This window comes from Streptomyces sp. NPDC043996, from assembly GCF_056435225.1.
The window spans coordinates 471,624-488,140 of sequence record NZ_JBWKEY010000004.1; the positions used below are offsets into that span (position 1 = coordinate 471,624).

Genomic DNA, 16,517 nt, shown 5'->3' on the forward strand with positions numbered 1-16,517 from the left:
CAGCCCGTCTTGGCCCCCCGCCCGCGGCACCGGCCCGCCGTATCACTCCTCTTCGCGCAGTTCGGCCGCCAGGGAGGCCAGCGGCTCGGCCTCCTCGGTGTGGCCGAGGGCGGTCAGACGGGTGAGCGCCGCGTCGAGGCGGGCGATGGCGGGCACGGCACGTTCAAGGTAGATGCCCTCCACGGCGGCCGCCAGGCGCACGCACTCGGCCCACTCGCTGGCGTGGGCCCGGTCCGGGCCCGGCTCGCCGAGCAGGACGAAGGCCTGTTCCACGGCGGTCAGGGCGTCCTCGTACGCACCGGCGTAGGCGTTGACCCGGCCGTGTTCGTAGGCCAGGGCGGTGTCCAGGGAACGGCCGTGGGCCTCGTACCCGGCGGCGCGGGCCTCGTCCGCGATCCGGCCCGCGTCGGCGAGGTGGGCGAGGGCGTCCGCCAGGCCCTCGGACCCCTGCTCCTTGGCCTGAAGGCGGGCGATCTCACGCAGGCAGTCGCTGACCTGCTCGTAGCGCGGAGCCCGCGTGTGGGCGGCGAGCGCCTGGTCCGCGGCGCGACGGGCCTGGGTGAACTCGCCCGCCTCGGCGAGGAGTACGGCCGTCTGCCCGGCGATCATGGCGTGGCTGCCCGGGTCATCGTCCCAGCCCGCGGACTCGGCCGCGAGGGCGAGGAACTCCGCCGTCGCGGCCTTCAGGTCCTGTCCGGCGTGCAGGGCGCGGGCGCGGGTCAGCCGCAGCTGGGCCACGAGCCGGTCGTCCAGCTTCCCGGCGGCGACGTCCGGTTCGGCGAGGACGGAGTCAAGCAAGGCGATGCAGTCCTCGACGCGGCCCATGTCCAGGCTGAACTGGGCGGCGTTGCCGTAGGCGCAGAACGCGTCCGTCCTGCTGCCCTGGCGCTGCTCCGACTCCGCCGCGCGCAGCAGGTGCCGCAGCGCCTCTTCGGGGCGGCCCAGGTGCTCGCAGACCTCGGCCAGATCGCCGTGGAGACGGGCGGTGTCGACCACGTCGGCCGGCCAGTCGGCGGCCAGGCGCAGGCCTTCGGTCAGGTCCGCGTGCGCGGCTCGCGCGTCCCTGAGGGCGAGGTGGAGCCGTCCGCGCAGGCCGAGCGTGCGGGGCAGGTGCCAGGCGGGGCCGTGCGCCTTCAACTGGTCGAGGAGGGCGTCGGTCTCGGCGACCGCGGCGGGCAGGTCCCCGGACAGGGCGTGCGTGCTGGCCCGCAGCAGCAGGCCGCCGGAGATCTGTCCGACGAGGCCGTGCCGGGTGGCGCACGCGTGCAGCAGGTCCACCTCGGCGAAGACGGGCGGGGCGTGCTCCGCGCTGCCCGACGCCTGCAGGCGCAGACCGAGCGCGGTCGCCCGCAGCCGCAGCAGTCGGCCTTCCTGGTACGGGGACAGACCCGGCGTCCGCTCGTGCAGCTGGACCAGGGAAGCGTGGGCGGAGGTCAGCGCGGCCGCCTTCGCCTCGGCTCCGTCGACGTCCTCGGCGGTGGCGAGCAGGGCGCAGGCGCGGGCGATCGCGGCCTGGCCCGGCTCTCCGGCGTCGTCGTACAGCGCCGCGGCCTCCTCGCTGAGGGCGGCGGCGACGGCGTACTCGTCCTTGTCGCCCGCCCGGTTCGCCTCGTCGGCCAGCAGGTCCGCGCGCAGCCGCGCGAGCGGGCCCACGGCCGGGTCGTCGGGGTGGGCGTAGTCGCGGGCGGCGACGAGGGTGCGCAGGCGCGCCCAGCAGGCCGCCGCGTCCGGGTGCCCCTGCTCGTCCCACGCCCGCGCCTGGACGATGAGGTCGCGCGGCGCCTCGGGGACGGCGGCGGCCGCGCGGGCCGCGGGCGCGGCGGGCTCGGCCGCCGGGGCCAGGTCGTCGAGGACGCGGGCGCGCAGGGTCAGTTCCAGGGCGTCCAGGAGCGGGTCCCGGCCGAGGCGGTCGCGGCGGCGGTCGGTGTGGGCCGTGGTGCCGTTGCGGGCGTCGAAGCGGGTGGCGAGGTCGTCGGCGCGGCCGCGCACCTCGGCGCGCAGCGCGGCCACGGTCCAGGTGCGGCCCGCGTATCCGGCGGCGGGCAGTTCGCCGTGGCCGAGCCGCTCCACGCGCTGGAGGAGGACCTCCACGCCGGTGAGGAAGTCGAACTGGTCCAGCGGCGAGTCCACCTCGTCGAACAGGTTCCGGTTCTCGGCGAGCAGTTCCAGGCCGCGCGCCTCGTTGCCGGTCAGGGCACAGAACTCCAGGTGCCGGCCGACGTCCGCGGACATCGAGGGGTTGCGGCGGCACTCGCGGTACCCGGCCAGGTGCAGTGCGCGGGCCCGGTCGGCGGCGCCGGTGCGCAGCAGGGGAAGCAGCGCGTACGAGATGGAGCGGGCCGGCTCCTCCTGGCAGGACTCCTGTCCGCTGAGGACGGGCTCCCAGGCGCGCAGCGCCCGCTCGTCGTCGCCCGCCACGAGGTGGTGGCGGGCGCGCTCGCAGATCTCGCAGGCCTCGCAGTCGCTGAGCGGGGTGCGGGTGCGGGCCGCCCACAGCTCGTAGGCGAGGGCGGTGTCGTCGCCTACGTGGGCGGCGAGCTGGTACGCCTGCCCGTAGTAGGGCTGGAGGTCGAGGCCCGCTTTCTCGTACCGGCCGCGCATCTCCGTGAGCCATTGGCGCAGGCTGGTCAGCGGCATCTCGGGCAGCGCGCGCAAGGCGCCCGCGACCCACTTGAACCGCCAGAACAGCAGGTGGCGCAGGCGGGCGTCGAAGGCGTCCGGCTGCTCGTCGAAGAGGGTGAGCAGGCGGGCGAAAACGACGGGTGACTTGCGGGGCTCGGAGCCGTAGGTGTAGGCCTCCTGGAGTTCGAGGAGGGCGCGGATGAGCGGGACGGGGTCCGCGAACTGCTCGGCGGCGTCGACGAGTTCCTCGGCGGTGACGGTGCGGGGGCGGCCGTAGGGGAGCTGGTCGTTCTCCGCGAGCGCCTCGTACAGCTCGGCTGCGTTCTGGGGAAGGGGTGCGGTCGGCATCGTCAGCTGTCCTTGCGGAGGGCGTGGGCGAGGAGGTCGAGGAAGGAACGGTTGATGAGGCTCGACTCGGCGGGCCTGAGCGGGCGCCGGGACAACAGCGCGGCCTGCCCGTAGAGGGCTTCGGCGCTGGTGCGGGCCAGCTCGGGCTCGGCGATGGCGACGGCGGTGCGCACCAGCGGGTTGAGCTGGTTGAGGATGAGCTGGGCCCGCGGGGCCTCCTGGCGCAGGGCGCCGAGGATGTCGCCCCACAGGCCCCCCTCCTGCTCGCGGGCGAGCTGGGAGCGGGTGCGCTCGTGCCGGGCCTCGCGGCTGTCGACGAGGAGGGCGGGGGCGGAGGCGGGCTGGAAGGTGCGCAGCGCGACGTCGCAGTCGAAGGCGGCGAGGGCGTCACGGGCCAGGGCGAGGTAGGCGGCGGCGGCCAGTTCCGTCTCGCGGTCGACGGGGTCGAGGTGGGCGGTGAGGGTCGCCGGGTCGAGGTCGGCGACGCTGGCCTCGGGCCTGACCTCGGGCAGCCGGTGGACGAGCTGCCGGTCGTAGGTGTAGCCGCCGTTGACGACGCCGAGGCCCGCGGCCGAGGCGATCGACGCGACCTGCCGGAACTCCTCCACGCTCGACGTCACGAGCACGGTGCGGTGGGCGCGCGCGAACTCGTCGAGGGTGGTGTGGCCGTCGGTGGTCTCGAACGGCAGCCAGGGCAGCAGCGTCCGCAGCATCTCGTCGTCGTGCACGGCCAGCGACTTCACGGCCAGGTGGTGGGCCTGGAGGAAGCGGGCGAGCAGGTCCGGGTCGCTGGCGGCGGCCCGCGCGATCCACGCGCGCAGCCGCTCGGCGAGGGCGTCGCGGACGGCGGCGAGGGTGTCGTCCTCGTACAGGGACTCGCGGGACGCCGTCGGGCGCAGGCTCTCGGCGTCGATGACGCAGCGGACGAAGAACGCCCACTCGGGCAGGATCTCCTCGGCCTTCTCGGACAGGAGCATGCCCTTGACGTGCACGCGATGTCCGTGGCGGCGTCCCGCGGGCACCGCGTCGGGCAGCACGCACGCGATGCCCTTGAGGCCCACGGCGGGCAGGTCTAGCTCGATGGTGTCCAGCGGTGTGAACTCGAAGACGTCCTCGCCGTACGCGGCCAGCGCGCGGGCCCTGGCTCCCGGTGTGGGGTACGTGCGTTCCCAGGGCGCGGGTTCGGCGTTGACGGGCGCCTCGGGGGCGCTCGTGCCGTCGTGGAAGGTGACGGGGTGGCGCAGCAGGGAGCCGAAGTGCCGGGCGAGCGCGTGCACCCGCGCGGGCCGGGTCCACTCGCCCGCGTCGGCGCGCGGCGTCAGGGTGACGGTGGTGCCGGGGCGGGGGCGGGCGGAGGCGGGCAGGGTGCGGACCGTGTAGCTGCCGTCGCCGCGGCCGCGCCACTCCACGGCGGGGGCGTCGGGGGTGCGGGCGGAGCGGCTGATGACATGGATCTCGTCCGCGACCAGGAAGCAGGAGAGCAGCCCGATGCCGAACTGGCCGATGAAATCGCCGCGTTGCTCGGCGATCCGCTCGGCGCGCTTGCTGCTGCGGCCGATGGTCGCGAGGAAGGCGTGCACGTCGGCTTCCGTGAGGCCGACGCCGTCGTCCTCGACGCGCACCACCGCGCCGTCGGCGTACAGGCGGATGCCGAAGGCGGCGGACGCGGAGGCAGCCGACGGGGCGGCGACGGCTGAGGTGGCGGCAGCCGGGGCGGCAGCTTCGACGGCGTGCCGGGCGGTCAGCGCGTCCACCGCGTTCTGCAGGAGTTCGCGCAGGTAGACGCGGGGGCTGGAGTAGAGGTGGTGGGAGAGCAGGTCGACGAGGCCGCGCAGATCCACTTGGAAAGTGCGGTCGGCGGCGTCGGCCGGGTTCGCGGCGGTGTCGGGCAGGGTCATCTGGCAGTCCGGAGGGGGTGGGAGGGGCGACGGATGGCGGGCGGGACCGGGACCGGCGTGGCGCTCGGGCCGGGCGCGGGTTTCGGGCCCGGCGCGGGTTTCGGGCCCGGCGCGGGTTTCGGGCCCGGCGCGGGTTTCGGGCCCGGCGCGGGTTTCGGGCCCGGCGCGGGTTTCGGGCCGGGCATAGCGCTCGGGCCTCGCATGGCACTCGGGCCGGGCGCGGCACTCAGGCGCGCAGGGCGCTCGGGCCAGGCACGGCGTTCAGGCTGAGCATGGCTCTCAAGCCCGGCGGTGGAGGCGGGCGAACCGCTTCTCGGGGTCCGAGAGATAGTCCCAGGGGTCGCTGGTGCGGGCGCCGTTGAGCGCCTTCATGACCCGTCGGACGGTGTGCTCTTCCTCGGCCAGCCACAGTGCCATGGCGAAGGTGTTGAAGTCGTGCTGCCAGCCCGGGCGCCGCACGTAGTCGGGGTGGAGGATGCTGTGGTCGGCCGCGGCCCGCAACTCGGCCTGGATCAGGGGCGTTTCGAGGCAGTCCCCCTGGTCCGACTCGACCCAGTCCTGGATGTGCGCCGCGGCGATCACACAGCCGAGGCGGTGCCCCCGCGGGGCGCGGGCGAGCGCGTCGCGGGCGAACGCCAGGGCCTGCCCCGGTTCACCGCCCCACCGTGGCTGCATCAGGGACAGCCATTCGAGGTGGATCTCCAGGTCCAGCGGGTCGCGGCGCAGGGCCGCGTGCAGCCGGGTCTCGTTGACGGCGTTGCCCAGGGACATGCCACGGCCGGAGGTGAGCAGACAGCGCCACGGCGTGATCCATTGCGGCTGCAACTCGGCGGCCTCGAGCAGCTGTTCCTCCGCGCGGCGGAGCCGCTGGTGGAAGAGCCGCCACTGCTCCTGCGAGACGTGCGAGGCGCGCGCGGTGGTGCGGGCCTCCCAGCCCCAGCTGACGTGCCGGGCCCCGGAGATCAGCAGGGCCGTGGCCCGGTGCTCCTTGTCCTCCTCGACGGCCCGGCCGATCCAGTCCTGCACGCCGTCCAGGCTGGCGAGTTCGTCGAGGACCGCGTGGTCACGGCCGATGTCGAAGGGCGCGAGCGCCGCCTTGACCGCCTCCCAGTCACCCGCTCCCGCCGCCTCCACCAGCGCGAACACCCGTGTGTCCCCGAGCGCGCGCAGTGCGTACGTCCCGTCCTTGTGCCGCTGCGGTGGCAGAGCGTGCGGATCCGCCGCCGCTCTCTCCCCGCCCCTGCCGAACAGCCTGCCGAGCATGCCGCGCCCTCCCCTGGTCCGCGTGATCGTCGTGGAGCAGCATAGGCGGACGCACTGACATCGCCGCCACAGGGTATTCACAGCTGCTTCACGAGGCCGCCCTCGCTTGGCCCCCTCCCGGTTGGCTGCGGCATCGACAGGCGCCGCACCCCACACGCCCATTGCTTCAGCACACCGGCGACTTCACCGGCACGCACGCCAGCACGCACACCGGCACACTATCGGCCAACTTCACCGCCAAAGCCCGCTTTGACCAGGTTGACAGTCATACGCTGACGGGGAGTGAGAACCGTGTCGCGGAGGGCGAGCAGGGGCGGGATCGCTCCGACATCTGAGATCTGGGGGTACGGGGATGCGCAGGCGAAGTGTGCTGGCGGGCGCCATGGGATCGGCGGCGGTGGCCGCCTGGGGTGGGGGGACCGCGGAGGCGGCCACGTACACGGATGCGGGGACGCGGCCGCTCCTCGGGGCGGACGGACGGCCGGACTGGGACGCGGTGCGGGCGCAGTTCCGCCTCGACCCAGACTTGATCCACCTGGCGGCGTTCTATCTGGCCTCCCAGCCGCGTGCGGTGCGCGCGGCCGTGGCCCATCTGGCCCGGCAGCTCGACGCCGACCCGATGCTCGTGCCGACGGGCCTTTCCCTGCCCGACGGGCCGACGGGCTGGGACCGCGTACGGGAGTCCCTCGCCGGGTACGTGGGCGGCGAGGCCCAGCACCTCGCGATCACGGCGAGCACCACGATCGGCCTCGGCGTGGTCTACAACGGGGTGATCACCCGGCCCGGCCAGGAGTTCCTGCTGAGCGAGGACGACCACCCCGTTCACCAGGTCGCGGCCCAGCTGTCGGCCGAGAAGCACGGGGCGCGCGTGCGGCTCGCCCCGTGGTTCGCCGACTCCGCGGAGGCCACCGCCGAGGAGGTGGTGAGCAAGGTCCGCGCGCAGCTCCGTCCGACGACCAGAGTGCTCGGCATCACGTGGGTGCAGTCCCGGACCGGGGTGCGGATGCCGGTCCAGGCCATCGCGAAGGCGGTGCGGGAGGCCAACCAGGGGCGCGCGGAGGCCGACCGCTGCCTGCTCGTGGTCGACGGGGTGCACGGCCTTGCCGCGGTCGACGCCGATGCCGCGCGCCTGGGCGCCGACGTGTTCGTCGCGGGAACGCACAAGTGGCTGTTCGGGCCGCGCGGCACCGGGCTCGTGTGGGTGGCGCCGCACGCGCTGGCACAGCTGCGTCCGACGTTCCTCAGCTTCATCGGCGCCGAGGGCGCGGCTCCGCTGTCACCGGGCGGGTTCCTCGCGTACGAGCACGCCTTCGCCCTGCCCGTCGCCGTCGCGTTCCACGAGGCCCTGGGCCGCTCCCGGGTCGCCGGGCGGATCGCGGAGCTGTCCGCCCGGGCCAAGCGGAGCCTCGCGCGCATCCCCGGCGTGACGGTGCACACGCCCGCGGCGCCCGAGATGTCCGCGGGCATCACCTGCTTCAGCGTGCGCGGCCACTCCGGCGCGGCCGTGGTCGCGCGCGCCGCCGAACGCAAGGTCCGGCTGTCGTACCTGGGCCACGACAGCCTCGGGTACGCGCGGATCGGCACCGGAGTCATGAACTCCACCGGCGACGTCGACGCCGCGCTCCGCGTCGTACGCGACATCGCGGGCCGGTGACGGCGCCGGTGCTGAAGCCCCCCGCGCGGAGCCGGGGCGGGTGGACCGCGGCGGCGCCCTAACTCCGCGCGTCCGGCTTCCAGTCGGGGGCGAGGAGCCCGAGGAGCACCTCGTCGATGAACTCGCCCATCACCCACGCCGAGGAGCGCAGCACGCCCTCGCGGACGAAGCCGTTGCGCTCGGCGGAGCGCAGCATCGCGGGGTTGTCGGCCAGCGTCTCGATCTGCAGCCGCCACAGGCCGCGCACGACGAAGCCGTAGTGGCACAGCACCGCCACCACGTCGGTGCCGTAGCCCTTGCCGCGGGCGGCAGGGCGCAGCCCGAGGCCGATGTGCGCGGACCGGCTGTGGGTGTCGATGCCCCACAGCGTCGCGGTGCCGAGCAGCGTGCCGCCGTCCAGCTCCACGACGGAGAACGGGACGTGGCCCTGCTCCTTGTCGTCCACCGTGAGCCGCGAGTTCCCGCTGACCGTCGTCGGCCGCCAGGGCCCGCTCTCGGCGCGCGAGGAGTTGACCACGTCGTCGTAGAGCTCGGCCTGAAGGATCGGCATGTCGTCCTCGTGCCGGGCCCTGAGCCCGACCTTGTTCCCCGTTAGCATGCGAGCTTCCTATCCGACCGAACGAACCGACGGCAAACGAATTTGCGCGCGCCCCGGTGGCCGCCGCAGGCTCGTGTGCGCGACGGCTCCCCCTCGGTCTTCCCCGACTCCCCATGGAGGCGACCTTGCTGTTCAAGCGGGACGTGCTGGAGAACATCGCGTCCGGACGGGTCGACTTGGCGTTCCGCAGCTGGCGCCGCCCGGGTGTGCGCCCGGGCACCCGGCTGCGGACCGAGGTCGGCGTCCTGGAGATCGTCGAGGTGACGGAGGTGGCGCGGGCGGACGTCTCCGAGCGGGACGCGCGCCGTGCGGGCTTCGCCGACCGGGCCGCCCTCCTCGCCGACCAGCGCGCGGGCGAGGACCGACGGCTGTACCGGATCGGCGTCCGGGCCGTCGGCGAGGACCCGCGCACCCGGTTGCGTGCGGACACCGCCCTGTCGGCGGCGGAGCTGGACGAGGTGGTCGCCGTCCTTCAGGGCATCGACGCCCGCGGCCGCCGCGGGCCGTGGACCCGCGACGTACTGGCACTGATCCACGATCACCCCGGGACGCGCGCCGCTGAGCTGGCGGCCCTCGTGAACCGGGAGACCCCGCGCTTCAAGGCCGACGTCCGCACGCTCAAGGAGCACGGCCTGACCGAGAGCCTCGCCGTCGGCTACCGACTCTCCCCGCGGGGGCGGCTCGTCTTCGAGCGGCTGAGCGGCGACGGCGGCTGAGCGCCAGGCCTCACGGAGCCGTGCCGGTCCGCCCCTGCTCAGGCGGCTCGCGCCGCATGCGCCGGGAGCGGGGTCAAGGCGGCGTACTCCAGGGGGGCGGACGGATCGATGGAGACGTCCAGGGGCGCGGGCTCGGCTCCGGCGCGTACGAGGAGGTCCCCGACGGCGGCGATCATGGCGCCGTTGTCCGTGCACAGCGTCATGGGCGGTACGCGCAGTTCGATCCCGGCCGCGGCGCAGCGCTGCTCCGCCAGGCCGCGGACGCGCGAGTTGGCGGCGACGCCGCCCACGACGATCAGCGTCCGCACGTCGTACGCGCGGCAGGCCGCGAGCGCCTTGCGGGTCAGCACATCGGCGACGGCCTCCTGCAGCGCGGCGGCCCCGTCGGCCACGGACGGCTCCTCACCGCGCAGGCGGTGCCGCTCGACCCAGCGGGCCGCCGCCGTCTTCAGGCCCGAGAAGGAGAAGGCGTACGGGTCGTCGCCGGGGCGCGTGAGGGGGCGGGGGAAGGTCACCGCCCCCGGATCGCCCTCGCGCGCGGCGCGGTCGATGGCGGGCCCGCCGGGGTAGGGCAGCCCGAGGATGCGGGCGACCTTGTCGAAGCATTCGCCCGCCGCGTCGTCCAGGGTGTCGCCCAGGTGCACGATCGGCTCGCGCACCAGGTCCCGGACCAGGAGCAGCGAGGTGTGCCCGCCGGAGACGATCAGCACCACGCAGGGCGCGGGCAGCGGCCCGTGCTCCAGGGTGTCGGCGGCCACGTGTCCCGCCAGGTGGTGCACTCCGTAGAGGGGCACCCCGGCCGCGTAGGCGAGGCTCTTGGCACCGGCCAGGCCCACTTGGAGCGCGCCGGAGAGGCCGGGTCCGGTGGTGACGGCGACGGCGTCGATCTGGCTCAGCCGCATCCCCGCCTGGTCCAGGGCCTGCCGGACGACCGGGTTGAAGGAGTGCAGGTGCGCGCGGGCCGCGATCTCCGGCACCACACCGCCGAACCGCGCGTGCTCGTCCATGCTCGACGCCACGACATGCGCCAGCAGTCTGCCCTCCCGCACGATCCCCGCGCCGGTCTCGTCGCACGACGACTCGATCCCCAGCACCACAGGTCCGCCCACTGCGCCTCCTTCTGCACATATTCCGTACCTGCAATATATGTGCAATAAGAGCGCCGGTCGGACGGCTCCGGGGTGGGGGGACCGCGCCTCACCCCTTGGGGGCGAGGACGACGGCGGTTCCGTACGCACACACCTCCGTACCGACGTCCGCCGCCTCCGTCACGTCGAAGCGCATCATGAGGACCGCGTTCGCACCCCGGGACCTGGCCTGCTCCACGAGCCGCTCCATCGCCTGGTTCCGCGTCTCCACCAACGTCTTCGTCAGCCCCTTCAGCTCGCCGCCGACCAGGGACTTCAGCCCCGCGCCGAGCTGCGAGCCGATGTGCCGCGAGCGCACCGTGAGACCGAAGACCTCACCGATGACCTGCTGCACCTGATACCCGGGAACGTCGTTGGTGGTCACGACCAGAACGTCGGACTGCGCGGTCTGGCCGCCGCCGAAATCCTCTATGCCCATACGTGTGCACCTCCTTGACGCCAGGATTACCCGCGCCACCCCGTCGTGCCAGTGGAGCCTCGGGCCAAGGCTCGTCCGCTTCCGGGCCGGGGCCTCAGCCGTCGGCGAGGGCGCGGTCCAGGAGGGGCAGCAGACGGTCCCAGTGGCGCTGGAGCGCGGCGGCGTCGAAGGCGTCGGTGTCGGCCATGGTGAAGCCGTGGACGGTGCCGGGGTAGACCTCGGTGGTGTAGTCGACGCCCGCGGCGTCCAGGGCCTTGTCGAGTTCGCCGAGGGCTTCGGGGGTCAGATCGTTCTCGGCGAGGCCGATGTGGACGCGGGCGGTGAGCCGGGGAACGAGGCGGTGCGGGCTGTCGGGCGCGTCGGTGACCAGGAAGCCGGGGTGGAATCCGGCGACGGCGGCCACCCGGTCGGGGTGGGCCGTCGCGGTGCGCAGGGCCAGGGCCGCGCCCACGCAGTAGCCGATCACGCCGACCGGTCCGGCGCTGACCTCGGGCTGGGCGGCGAGGAACCTGAGGTAGGCGTCGGCGTCGCTCAGGACGCGCTCGGTGCTGTGCTCCTCGATCAGCGGCATCAGCTGGGCGATGAGCCCGTCCCTGGCCGCTGCCCCGATGTGCTCGGGGAGTTCGATCACCGGGGCCGGGCCGTGCCGGTAGAAGAGATGGGGGACGAGGACGTAGTAGCCGTGCTCGGCCAGTTCGCGGGCCATCTCCCACAGCACGGGCCGCACGCCGAAGGCGTCCGGGTACAGGAGCACGCCCGGGTGCCGGGCCCCGTCGCCGCGGTCGGGCCAGGCGGCGAACGCGTCGGCGTGGCCGTCCGCGGTGGGAATCCGCAGAGAGGTGGTGGGCATGGCGGAACGTCCTTTCCCGGCGGGGATCGCGTGGCGGGGTTGTCGCACTCGGCCTCTATACGATCACCGGGCTCGGCGTCGTGGCTAGGGCCGCGTCCGACGACGGCTGAGTTCCGCGCCACGGCACACGCGGGCCCCCGATCGTGATCGGGGGCCCGCGTGACCGCTATCCCCGCGCGCTGTTCACGCCCGACGCAGTGCGGAGCGGCCCGCGAAACGGGCCGCGGCGCCCATCTCCTCTTCGATGCGGATCAGTTGGTTGTACTTCGCCGTGCGGTCGGAGCGCGAGAGCGAGCCGGTCTTGATCTGACCGCAGCCGGTCGCCACGGCCAGATCCGCGATGGTGGTGTCCTCCGTCTCGCCCGAGCGGTGCGACATGACAGCCGTCCAGCCCGCCTGGTGGGCGGTGGCCACCGCGGTCAGCGCCTCGGTCAGCGTCCCGATCTGGTTGACCTTGATCAGAACGGAGTTGGCGACGCCGGTGCGGATGCCCTCGCGCAGCAGCGTCTCGTTGGTGCAGAACACGTCGTCGCCGGTGAGCTGGCAGCGGTCGCCGACACGGGCGGTCAGCTCGCGCCAGCCCTCCAGGTCGTCCTCCGCCATCGGGTCCTCGATGGAGACGATCGGGTAGGCGTCGATGAGCTTGGCCAGGTGGTCGGCGTGCTCGGAGGGGGTACGGCGCACTCCCTCGCCCGCGTAGTCGTACACCCCGTCGCGGAAGAACTCCGACGACGCCGGGTCCATGACCAGGCCGATGTCCGCACCCGGGCGGTAGCCGGTGCGCTCGATGGCGGCCATCACGAAGTCGAGCGCCTCCTCGGCGGTGCGCAGCGCGGGCGCGAAGCCGCCCTCGTCGCCGACGCCCGTGGAGTGCCCGGCGGCCAGCAGGTCGCGGCGCAGGGTGTGGAAGACCTCGCTGCCCATGCGGACGGCTTCGGCGAAGGTGTCCGCGCCCACCGGCGCGATCATGAACTCCTGGAAGTCCAGCGGATTGTCGGCGTGCGCTCCGCCGTTGACGATGTTCATCATCGGCAGCGGCAGGAGGTGGGCGTCGGCGCCGCCGAGGTAGCGGTAGAGGGGCTGACGGTGGGCCGCCGCTGCGGCCTTCGCCGCGGCCAGGGAGACGCCGAGGACCGCGTTGGCGCCGAGGCGGGACTTCGTGGCGGTGCCGTCGAGGGCGACGAGGGCGGTGTCGAGACCCGCCTGGTCCGCCGCGTCCCGGCCGCGCACGGACGCCGCGATCTCCCCGTTGACGTGGGCCACCGCGCGGTCGACGCCCTTGCCGTGCCAGCGCGCGGAGTCCCCGTCACGCAGTTCCACGGCCTCCCTCGCGCCGGTGGAGGCGCCGGAGGGGACGGCCGCGCGCCCCAGGGACCCGTCCGCCAGGACGACGTCGACCTCGACCGTGGGGTTGCCCCGGCTGTCGATGATCCGGCGGGCGGTGACGTTCTCGATGGCGGCGCCCGTGTTCTTGGCGGGTTCGGCTGCCTGTGTGGACATGGGAGGTCCTTCCCGTTGTCGTGTGCCGCGGCCCCGGCTGCGACAACGCTGGCGCTGAGCCCGACAAGGCAAACCATACAGCAATGCTGAACAGTTTTGCTGTACAGCATTGCTGTACAGCTCAGGTGCGCAGCTTTGCTGACCAACGGGGTAAAGTGCCCTATGCCCACCCCGGAAGCCGCCACCATCGCCGCCGAACTGCGCACCGCGATGGGCAAGCTCACCCGACGCGTCACCCACGAGGACCTCATCCCGCTGGGCCAGGTCGCCGTGCTCGGCGTACTCGACCGCGACGGCGCCATGACCACCAGCGACCTCGCCGCCGATCAGCGCGTACGCCCCCAGTCGATGGCACGGGCGGTGGGGCTGCTCATGGAACAGGGGCTGGTCACGCGCCGGGCGCACCCCACCGACGGCCGCAAGTCGCTGGTCGAGCTGTCGGACAGGGGTCGGGACGCGCTCGAAGCGGAGCGCGGCCGCAGGGTCGGCTGGCTCGCCCGGGCCATCGAGGCCGAACTCACGGCCGAGGAGCAGGCGTTGCTGGCACGGAGCGCCGCCCTGCTGGAACGGCTCGCCACGCGCTAGGCAGGTCCCCGACCAGGGCGGCGGAATCCTCGGAGCCGCCGACGGCTAGGCAGGACGGCGGGGACCGTCGGCATGGGCCAGGGCGCTCGCGGACAGGCGGCCGACGATCGCCGGGGCCTCCCGCACGAGTGTGTCGTCGGTGAGCGCCGCCACCATGAACAGCGCGAAGTCCACCCGGCGCGTCCGATTGCTGGCCAGGACCGGATCGCCCACGCGGCGGCTCCACACCGGCAGGCCCTGGCTCTCGCCCTCCTCCAGGGAGCTGCCGCGCACCACGGTCCACCGGGTGCCGCTGGCGAACACCCGGCGGCAGGCCTCCACTTGGTCGTCGATCTCGACGGCACGCACCAACTTGCCGAGCACGGCGGCGATCCGAACGCCCAGGGTGAACATCCGCGAGTACGTGTCCTTGCCGTCGCGCGTGATGTGCCAGCCGCAGGAGAAGACCAGGCGCGCGCCCGGCCGCGCGTGGTCGAGCACCGCCCGCGCCGTGCCCGACGCGTACTGCCGCACGCCCCAGGGCACCAGGACCGTCAGCACTCCGTCACACCCGGCGACCGCCCGCCGGATCACCTCCGGGTCGTCCGTCTGCCCGGGGACGACGGTGATCTCGCCGTCGAACGCGGCGAGCTTCGGCACGCTGCGCTCCCGGCACACGCCGACCACCTCGTATCCGCGCGCCAGCGCGTGCCGGACCATGTACTGCCCGAGCTTGCCCGAAGCGCCGACGACGCAGATCTTCTTCACGGGTTCCGTGCTCATGGCGCAGCCCCTTCGCCAGGATGCCAACCTGTTACGGACCTTATGGTGTAAGGCACGCTAGCCTTATGCTGTAAGGTGGTCAAGGGGCGCGGACAGCGGACGAACAAGACGGGGCGGACGAGGAGGAGGGGCGCGTGCCCGAGCGAGCCAAGGGCCGTCGCGAGGCGGAGCCTCGTGGGACGAACCGCCGTGGCACCGCGGCGCGTACGCCGCTCAGCCGCGAGCGCGTGATCCGCGCGGCCGTGGCGGTGGCGGACGAGAAGGGGTCGGCCGCGCTCACCATGCGGGCCATCGCCGAACCGCTAGGCGTCGAGGCGATGTCGCTGTACCACCACGTGACCGGCCGGGACGACATCCTCGACGGCATGGTGGACACGGTGTTCAGCGAGATCGAGCTGCCGCCGCGCGACACGGACTGGAAGAGCGCCATGCGTCACCGCGCGGCCTCCGCCCGCACCGTCCTCAAGGCCCACCCCTGGGCCATCGGCCTCATGGACTCCCGCTCCCGGCCAGGACCGGCGACGCTGCGCCACCACGACGCCGTCATCGGGGCCCTGCGCGCCGGGGGATTCTCCGTCGCGATGGCCGCGCACGCCATCTCGCTGATCGACAGCTATCTGTACGGCTTCGCCCTGCAGGAGCTGAGCCTGCCCTTCACCGGCACGGCGGAGCTCGACGAGGTCGCGGGCGCCATCCTCAGCGAGATGCCCGCCGACGCCTACCCCCACCTCGCCGAACTGGCCACCGAACACGTGCTGAAGCCCGGCTACGACTACGGCGACGAGTTCGCCTTCGGCCTCGGCCTCATCCTCGACGCCCTCCACCCGGACACGGCCGCGGGCTCCTGACCGCTCCCCCGGCTCGGCTCCGGACCGGTGACTGACCGTCCCTGTGCCCTTCGGCTGACGCGGCGACGGCTCAGTTCGCGCCATGGGTAACCCACGCGTGGGACACGGGGGTTGAGCGAGCGTGCCCTGGGGCACGGGTGTGCTCGACCAGGCACGGGAGCGGAAGGAGCCGGGGCGATGGGCGACAGGGGAACCGCCGGTGAGCGGGCCACGGACGGCGCGGACAGCGGGGACAGCGGAGACGCGGGAGGCGCCGCGCTCATCGAGGCGGCGCTCGGCTTCGTGTTCCCGGCCGCGCTCAGGGCGGCCGCCCTCGCGCGCGTGGCGGACCACCTGTCCGATGGGCCGCGCGCACCCGCCGAGCTGGCCGCCGCGACCGCGACGGACCCGGCGGCCCTGACCCGAGTGCTCCGGCTGCTCGCCACCCGGGGCCTGTTCGCCGAGGACGAGCGGGGGCGGTTCCGGCTCGAGGCGGCGGGGCAAGCCCTGCGGTCCGACGTGCCAGGGTCCGTACGGGACGGCATCCTCATGATCACCGACCGTACGTTCTGGCTCCCCGCGGGCCGGATGGACCAGTGCCTGACCACCGGCGGATCCGTCTTCGAGTCCATTTTCGCCACGTCGTTCTTCGACCACTTCGCGCAGGACGCCGAGACCGCCGCCGTCTTCCACGTCGGCATGGCCGCCATGTCCGGCGTGGAGAACGGGCCGATCGCCGAAGCCTACGATTTCCCGCGCACCGGCACCGTCGTGGACGTCGGAGGCGGCCACGGCGGCTTCCTCGCCGCCGTCCTGCGCGCGGGGCCCGGCCTGAGCGGGGTGCTGTACGACCAGGCCCATGTCCTCGCCGGGCACCGGCTCGGCGACGACGCGGCGCTCGCCGGACGGTGGTCCACGGCGGAGGGCGACTTCTTCGCCGACGTCCCCAAGGGCGACGTCATCGTCCTCAAGCGCATCCTGCACGACTGGCGGGACGAGCAGTGTGTCCGCCTGCTGCGCGCCTGCCGTCGCGCGCTCTCCCCGGGCGGGCGGATCCTCGTCGTGGACGCGGTCATCGCACCGGACAACCGCCCGCATCAGGCCAAGGACCTGGACCTGCTGATGATGGCCTCGCTGGTCGGCCGCGAGCGCACGCGTGCCGACTTCAGCGCTCTGTTCGCCGAGGCGGGCCTGCGTCTGAACCGCGTCGTTCCCACCCCCACCGTCCTGAGCGTCGTCGAGGCCCAAGCCGCGGACGACGCGACGGACGCGTGAACGCCAAAGGCGCCGAACCGCACCGTCACCGTCACCGTCACCGTCACCGACAC

At 73.8% G+C, this 16,517-nt stretch carries 14 protein-coding genes; 5 read left to right on the forward strand and 9 right to left on the reverse strand.

Annotation, left to right across the window (positions count from 1 at the left end; translation table 11 throughout):
- Positions 1 to 42 precede the first annotated feature (42 nt).
- The 3 genes from AC07A4_RS12935 to AC07A4_RS12945 all read right to left on the reverse strand — a co-directional run bounded on the left by AC07A4_RS12935 (position 43) and on the right by AC07A4_RS12945 (position 6,131).
- On the reverse strand, positions 43 to 2,970 hold the full coding sequence (locus tag AC07A4_RS12935; protein ID WP_478596855.1) for a hypothetical protein: 2,928 nt from the start codon (positions 2,968 to 2,970) through the stop codon (positions 43 to 45).
- Between the two features lie 2 nt (positions 2,971 to 2,972).
- A complete protein-coding gene (locus tag AC07A4_RS12940; protein ID WP_478596857.1) occupies positions 2,973 to 4,868 on the reverse strand; it encodes an HSP90 family protein in 1,896 nt (631 codons plus the stop codon).
- A 279-nt stretch (positions 4,869 to 5,147) separates the two neighbouring features.
- Positions 5,148 to 6,131 carry a hypothetical protein gene (locus AC07A4_RS12945; protein ID WP_478596860.1) on the reverse strand — a complete coding sequence of 328 codons (984 nt, stop codon included), beginning with the start codon at positions 6,129 to 6,131 and terminating at the stop codon, positions 5,148 to 5,150.
- A gap of 352 nt (positions 6,132 to 6,483) precedes the next feature.
- On the opposite strand from AC07A4_RS12945, the gene AC07A4_RS12950 reads away from it, so the two are divergent.
- Entirely contained in the window at positions 6,484 to 7,785 is a 1,302-nt protein-coding gene (locus AC07A4_RS12950; protein WP_478596862.1) for an aminotransferase class V-fold PLP-dependent enzyme, read from the forward strand.
- A gap of 58 nt (positions 7,786 to 7,843) precedes the next feature.
- On the opposite strand, the gene AC07A4_RS12955 is transcribed toward AC07A4_RS12950, so the two are convergent.
- Positions 7,844 to 8,383 carry a GNAT family N-acetyltransferase gene (locus AC07A4_RS12955; RefSeq protein WP_478596865.1) on the reverse strand — a complete coding sequence of 180 codons (540 nt, stop codon included), beginning with the start codon at positions 8,381 to 8,383 and terminating at the stop codon, positions 7,844 to 7,846.
- Between the two features lie 113 nt (positions 8,384 to 8,496).
- Between AC07A4_RS12955 and AC07A4_RS12960 the strand changes: the two genes are divergently transcribed.
- Positions 8,497 to 9,099, forward strand: a complete 603-nt coding sequence (locus AC07A4_RS12960) for an ASCH domain-containing protein (protein ID WP_478596868.1) — start codon at positions 8,497 to 8,499, stop codon at positions 9,097 to 9,099.
- A 38-nt stretch (positions 9,100 to 9,137) separates the two neighbouring features.
- On the opposite strand, the gene tsaD is transcribed toward AC07A4_RS12960, so the two are convergent.
- The 4 genes from tsaD to eno all read right to left on the reverse strand — a co-directional run bounded on the left by tsaD (position 9,138) and on the right by eno (position 13,015).
- Positions 9,138 to 10,208: a tRNA (adenosine(37)-N6)-threonylcarbamoyltransferase complex transferase subunit TsaD gene (tsaD, locus tag AC07A4_RS12965; protein WP_478596870.1), complete on the reverse strand. Its 1,071-nt coding sequence runs from the start codon at positions 10,206 to 10,208 to the stop codon at positions 9,138 to 9,140.
- Positions 10,209 to 10,296: 88 nt separating this feature from the next.
- Entirely contained in the window at positions 10,297 to 10,665 is a 369-nt protein-coding gene (locus AC07A4_RS12970) for a YbjQ family protein (RefSeq protein WP_478596872.1), read from the reverse strand.
- Positions 10,666 to 10,759: 94 nt separating this feature from the next.
- Positions 10,760 to 11,515 (reverse strand): dienelactone hydrolase family protein, encoded by a 756-nt coding sequence (locus AC07A4_RS12975; RefSeq protein WP_478596875.1) that lies wholly within the window; start codon positions 11,513 to 11,515, stop codon positions 10,760 to 10,762.
- Between the two features lie 183 nt (positions 11,516 to 11,698).
- Positions 11,699 to 13,015: a phosphopyruvate hydratase gene (gene eno, locus AC07A4_RS12980; RefSeq protein ID WP_478596877.1), complete on the reverse strand. Its 1,317-nt coding sequence runs from the start codon at positions 13,013 to 13,015 to the stop codon at positions 11,699 to 11,701.
- A gap of 162 nt (positions 13,016 to 13,177) precedes the next feature.
- On the opposite strand from eno, the gene AC07A4_RS12985 reads away from it, so the two are divergent.
- On the forward strand, positions 13,178 to 13,600 hold the full coding sequence (locus tag AC07A4_RS12985) for a MarR family winged helix-turn-helix transcriptional regulator (RefSeq protein ID WP_478596879.1): 423 nt from the start codon (positions 13,178 to 13,180) through the stop codon (positions 13,598 to 13,600).
- 45 nt (positions 13,601 to 13,645) lie between these two features.
- Here AC07A4_RS12985 and AC07A4_RS12990 read toward each other — a convergent pair whose 3' ends face one another.
- Entirely contained in the window at positions 13,646 to 14,362 is a 717-nt protein-coding gene (locus AC07A4_RS12990) for an NAD(P)-dependent oxidoreductase (RefSeq protein WP_478596881.1), read from the reverse strand.
- Positions 14,363 to 14,496: 134 nt separating this feature from the next.
- Here AC07A4_RS12990 and AC07A4_RS12995 point away from each other — a divergent pair, with 134 nt between their 5' ends.
- Both AC07A4_RS12995 and AC07A4_RS13000 read left to right on the forward strand, forming a co-directional pair.
- Positions 14,497 to 15,210 (forward strand): TetR/AcrR family transcriptional regulator, encoded by a 714-nt coding sequence (locus AC07A4_RS12995; RefSeq protein ID WP_478596883.1) that lies wholly within the window; start codon positions 14,497 to 14,499, stop codon positions 15,208 to 15,210.
- A 177-nt stretch (positions 15,211 to 15,387) separates the two neighbouring features.
- On the forward strand, positions 15,388 to 16,464 hold the full coding sequence (locus AC07A4_RS13000; protein ID WP_478596886.1) for a methyltransferase: 1,077 nt from the start codon (positions 15,388 to 15,390) through the stop codon (positions 16,462 to 16,464).
- Positions 16,465 to 16,517: the final 53 nt, after the last annotated feature.

What these genes read in the sequence shown, in the direction of transcription:
- AC07A4_RS12935 (WP_478596855.1), bottom strand. Translation starts at nt 2,970, where the DNA reads ATGCCGACCGCACCCCTTCCCCAGAACGCAGCCGAGCTGTACGAGGCG.
- AC07A4_RS12940 (WP_478596857.1), bottom strand. Translation starts at nt 4,868, where the DNA reads ATGACCCTGCCCGACACCGCCGCGAACCCGGCCGACGCCGCCGACCGC.
- AC07A4_RS12945 (WP_478596860.1), bottom strand. Translation starts at nt 6,131, where the DNA reads ATGCTCGGCAGGCTGTTCGGCAGGGGCGGGGAGAGAGCGGCGGCGGAT.
- AC07A4_RS12950 (WP_478596862.1), top strand. Translation starts at nt 6,484, where the DNA reads ATGCGCAGGCGAAGTGTGCTGGCGGGCGCCATGGGATCGGCGGCGGTG.
- AC07A4_RS12955 (WP_478596865.1), bottom strand. Translation starts at nt 8,383, where the DNA reads ATGCTAACGGGGAACAAGGTCGGGCTCAGGGCCCGGCACGAGGACGAC.
- AC07A4_RS12960 (WP_478596868.1), top strand. Translation starts at nt 8,497, where the DNA reads ATGGAGGCGACCTTGCTGTTCAAGCGGGACGTGCTGGAGAACATCGCG.
- AC07A4_RS12970 (WP_478596872.1), bottom strand. Translation starts at nt 10,665, where the DNA reads ATGGGCATAGAGGATTTCGGCGGCGGCCAGACCGCGCAGTCCGACGTT.
- AC07A4_RS12975 (WP_478596875.1), bottom strand. Translation starts at nt 11,515, where the DNA reads ATGCCCACCACCTCTCTGCGGATTCCCACCGCGGACGGCCACGCCGAC.
- eno (WP_478596877.1), bottom strand. Translation starts at nt 13,015, where the DNA reads ATGTCCACACAGGCAGCCGAACCCGCCAAGAACACGGGCGCCGCCATC.
- AC07A4_RS12985 (WP_478596879.1), top strand. Translation starts at nt 13,178, where the DNA reads ATGCCCACCCCGGAAGCCGCCACCATCGCCGCCGAACTGCGCACCGCG.
- AC07A4_RS12990 (WP_478596881.1), bottom strand. Translation starts at nt 14,362, where the DNA reads ATGAGCACGGAACCCGTGAAGAAGATCTGCGTCGTCGGCGCTTCGGGC.
- AC07A4_RS13000 (WP_478596886.1), top strand. Translation starts at nt 15,388, where the DNA reads ATGGGCGACAGGGGAACCGCCGGTGAGCGGGCCACGGACGGCGCGGAC.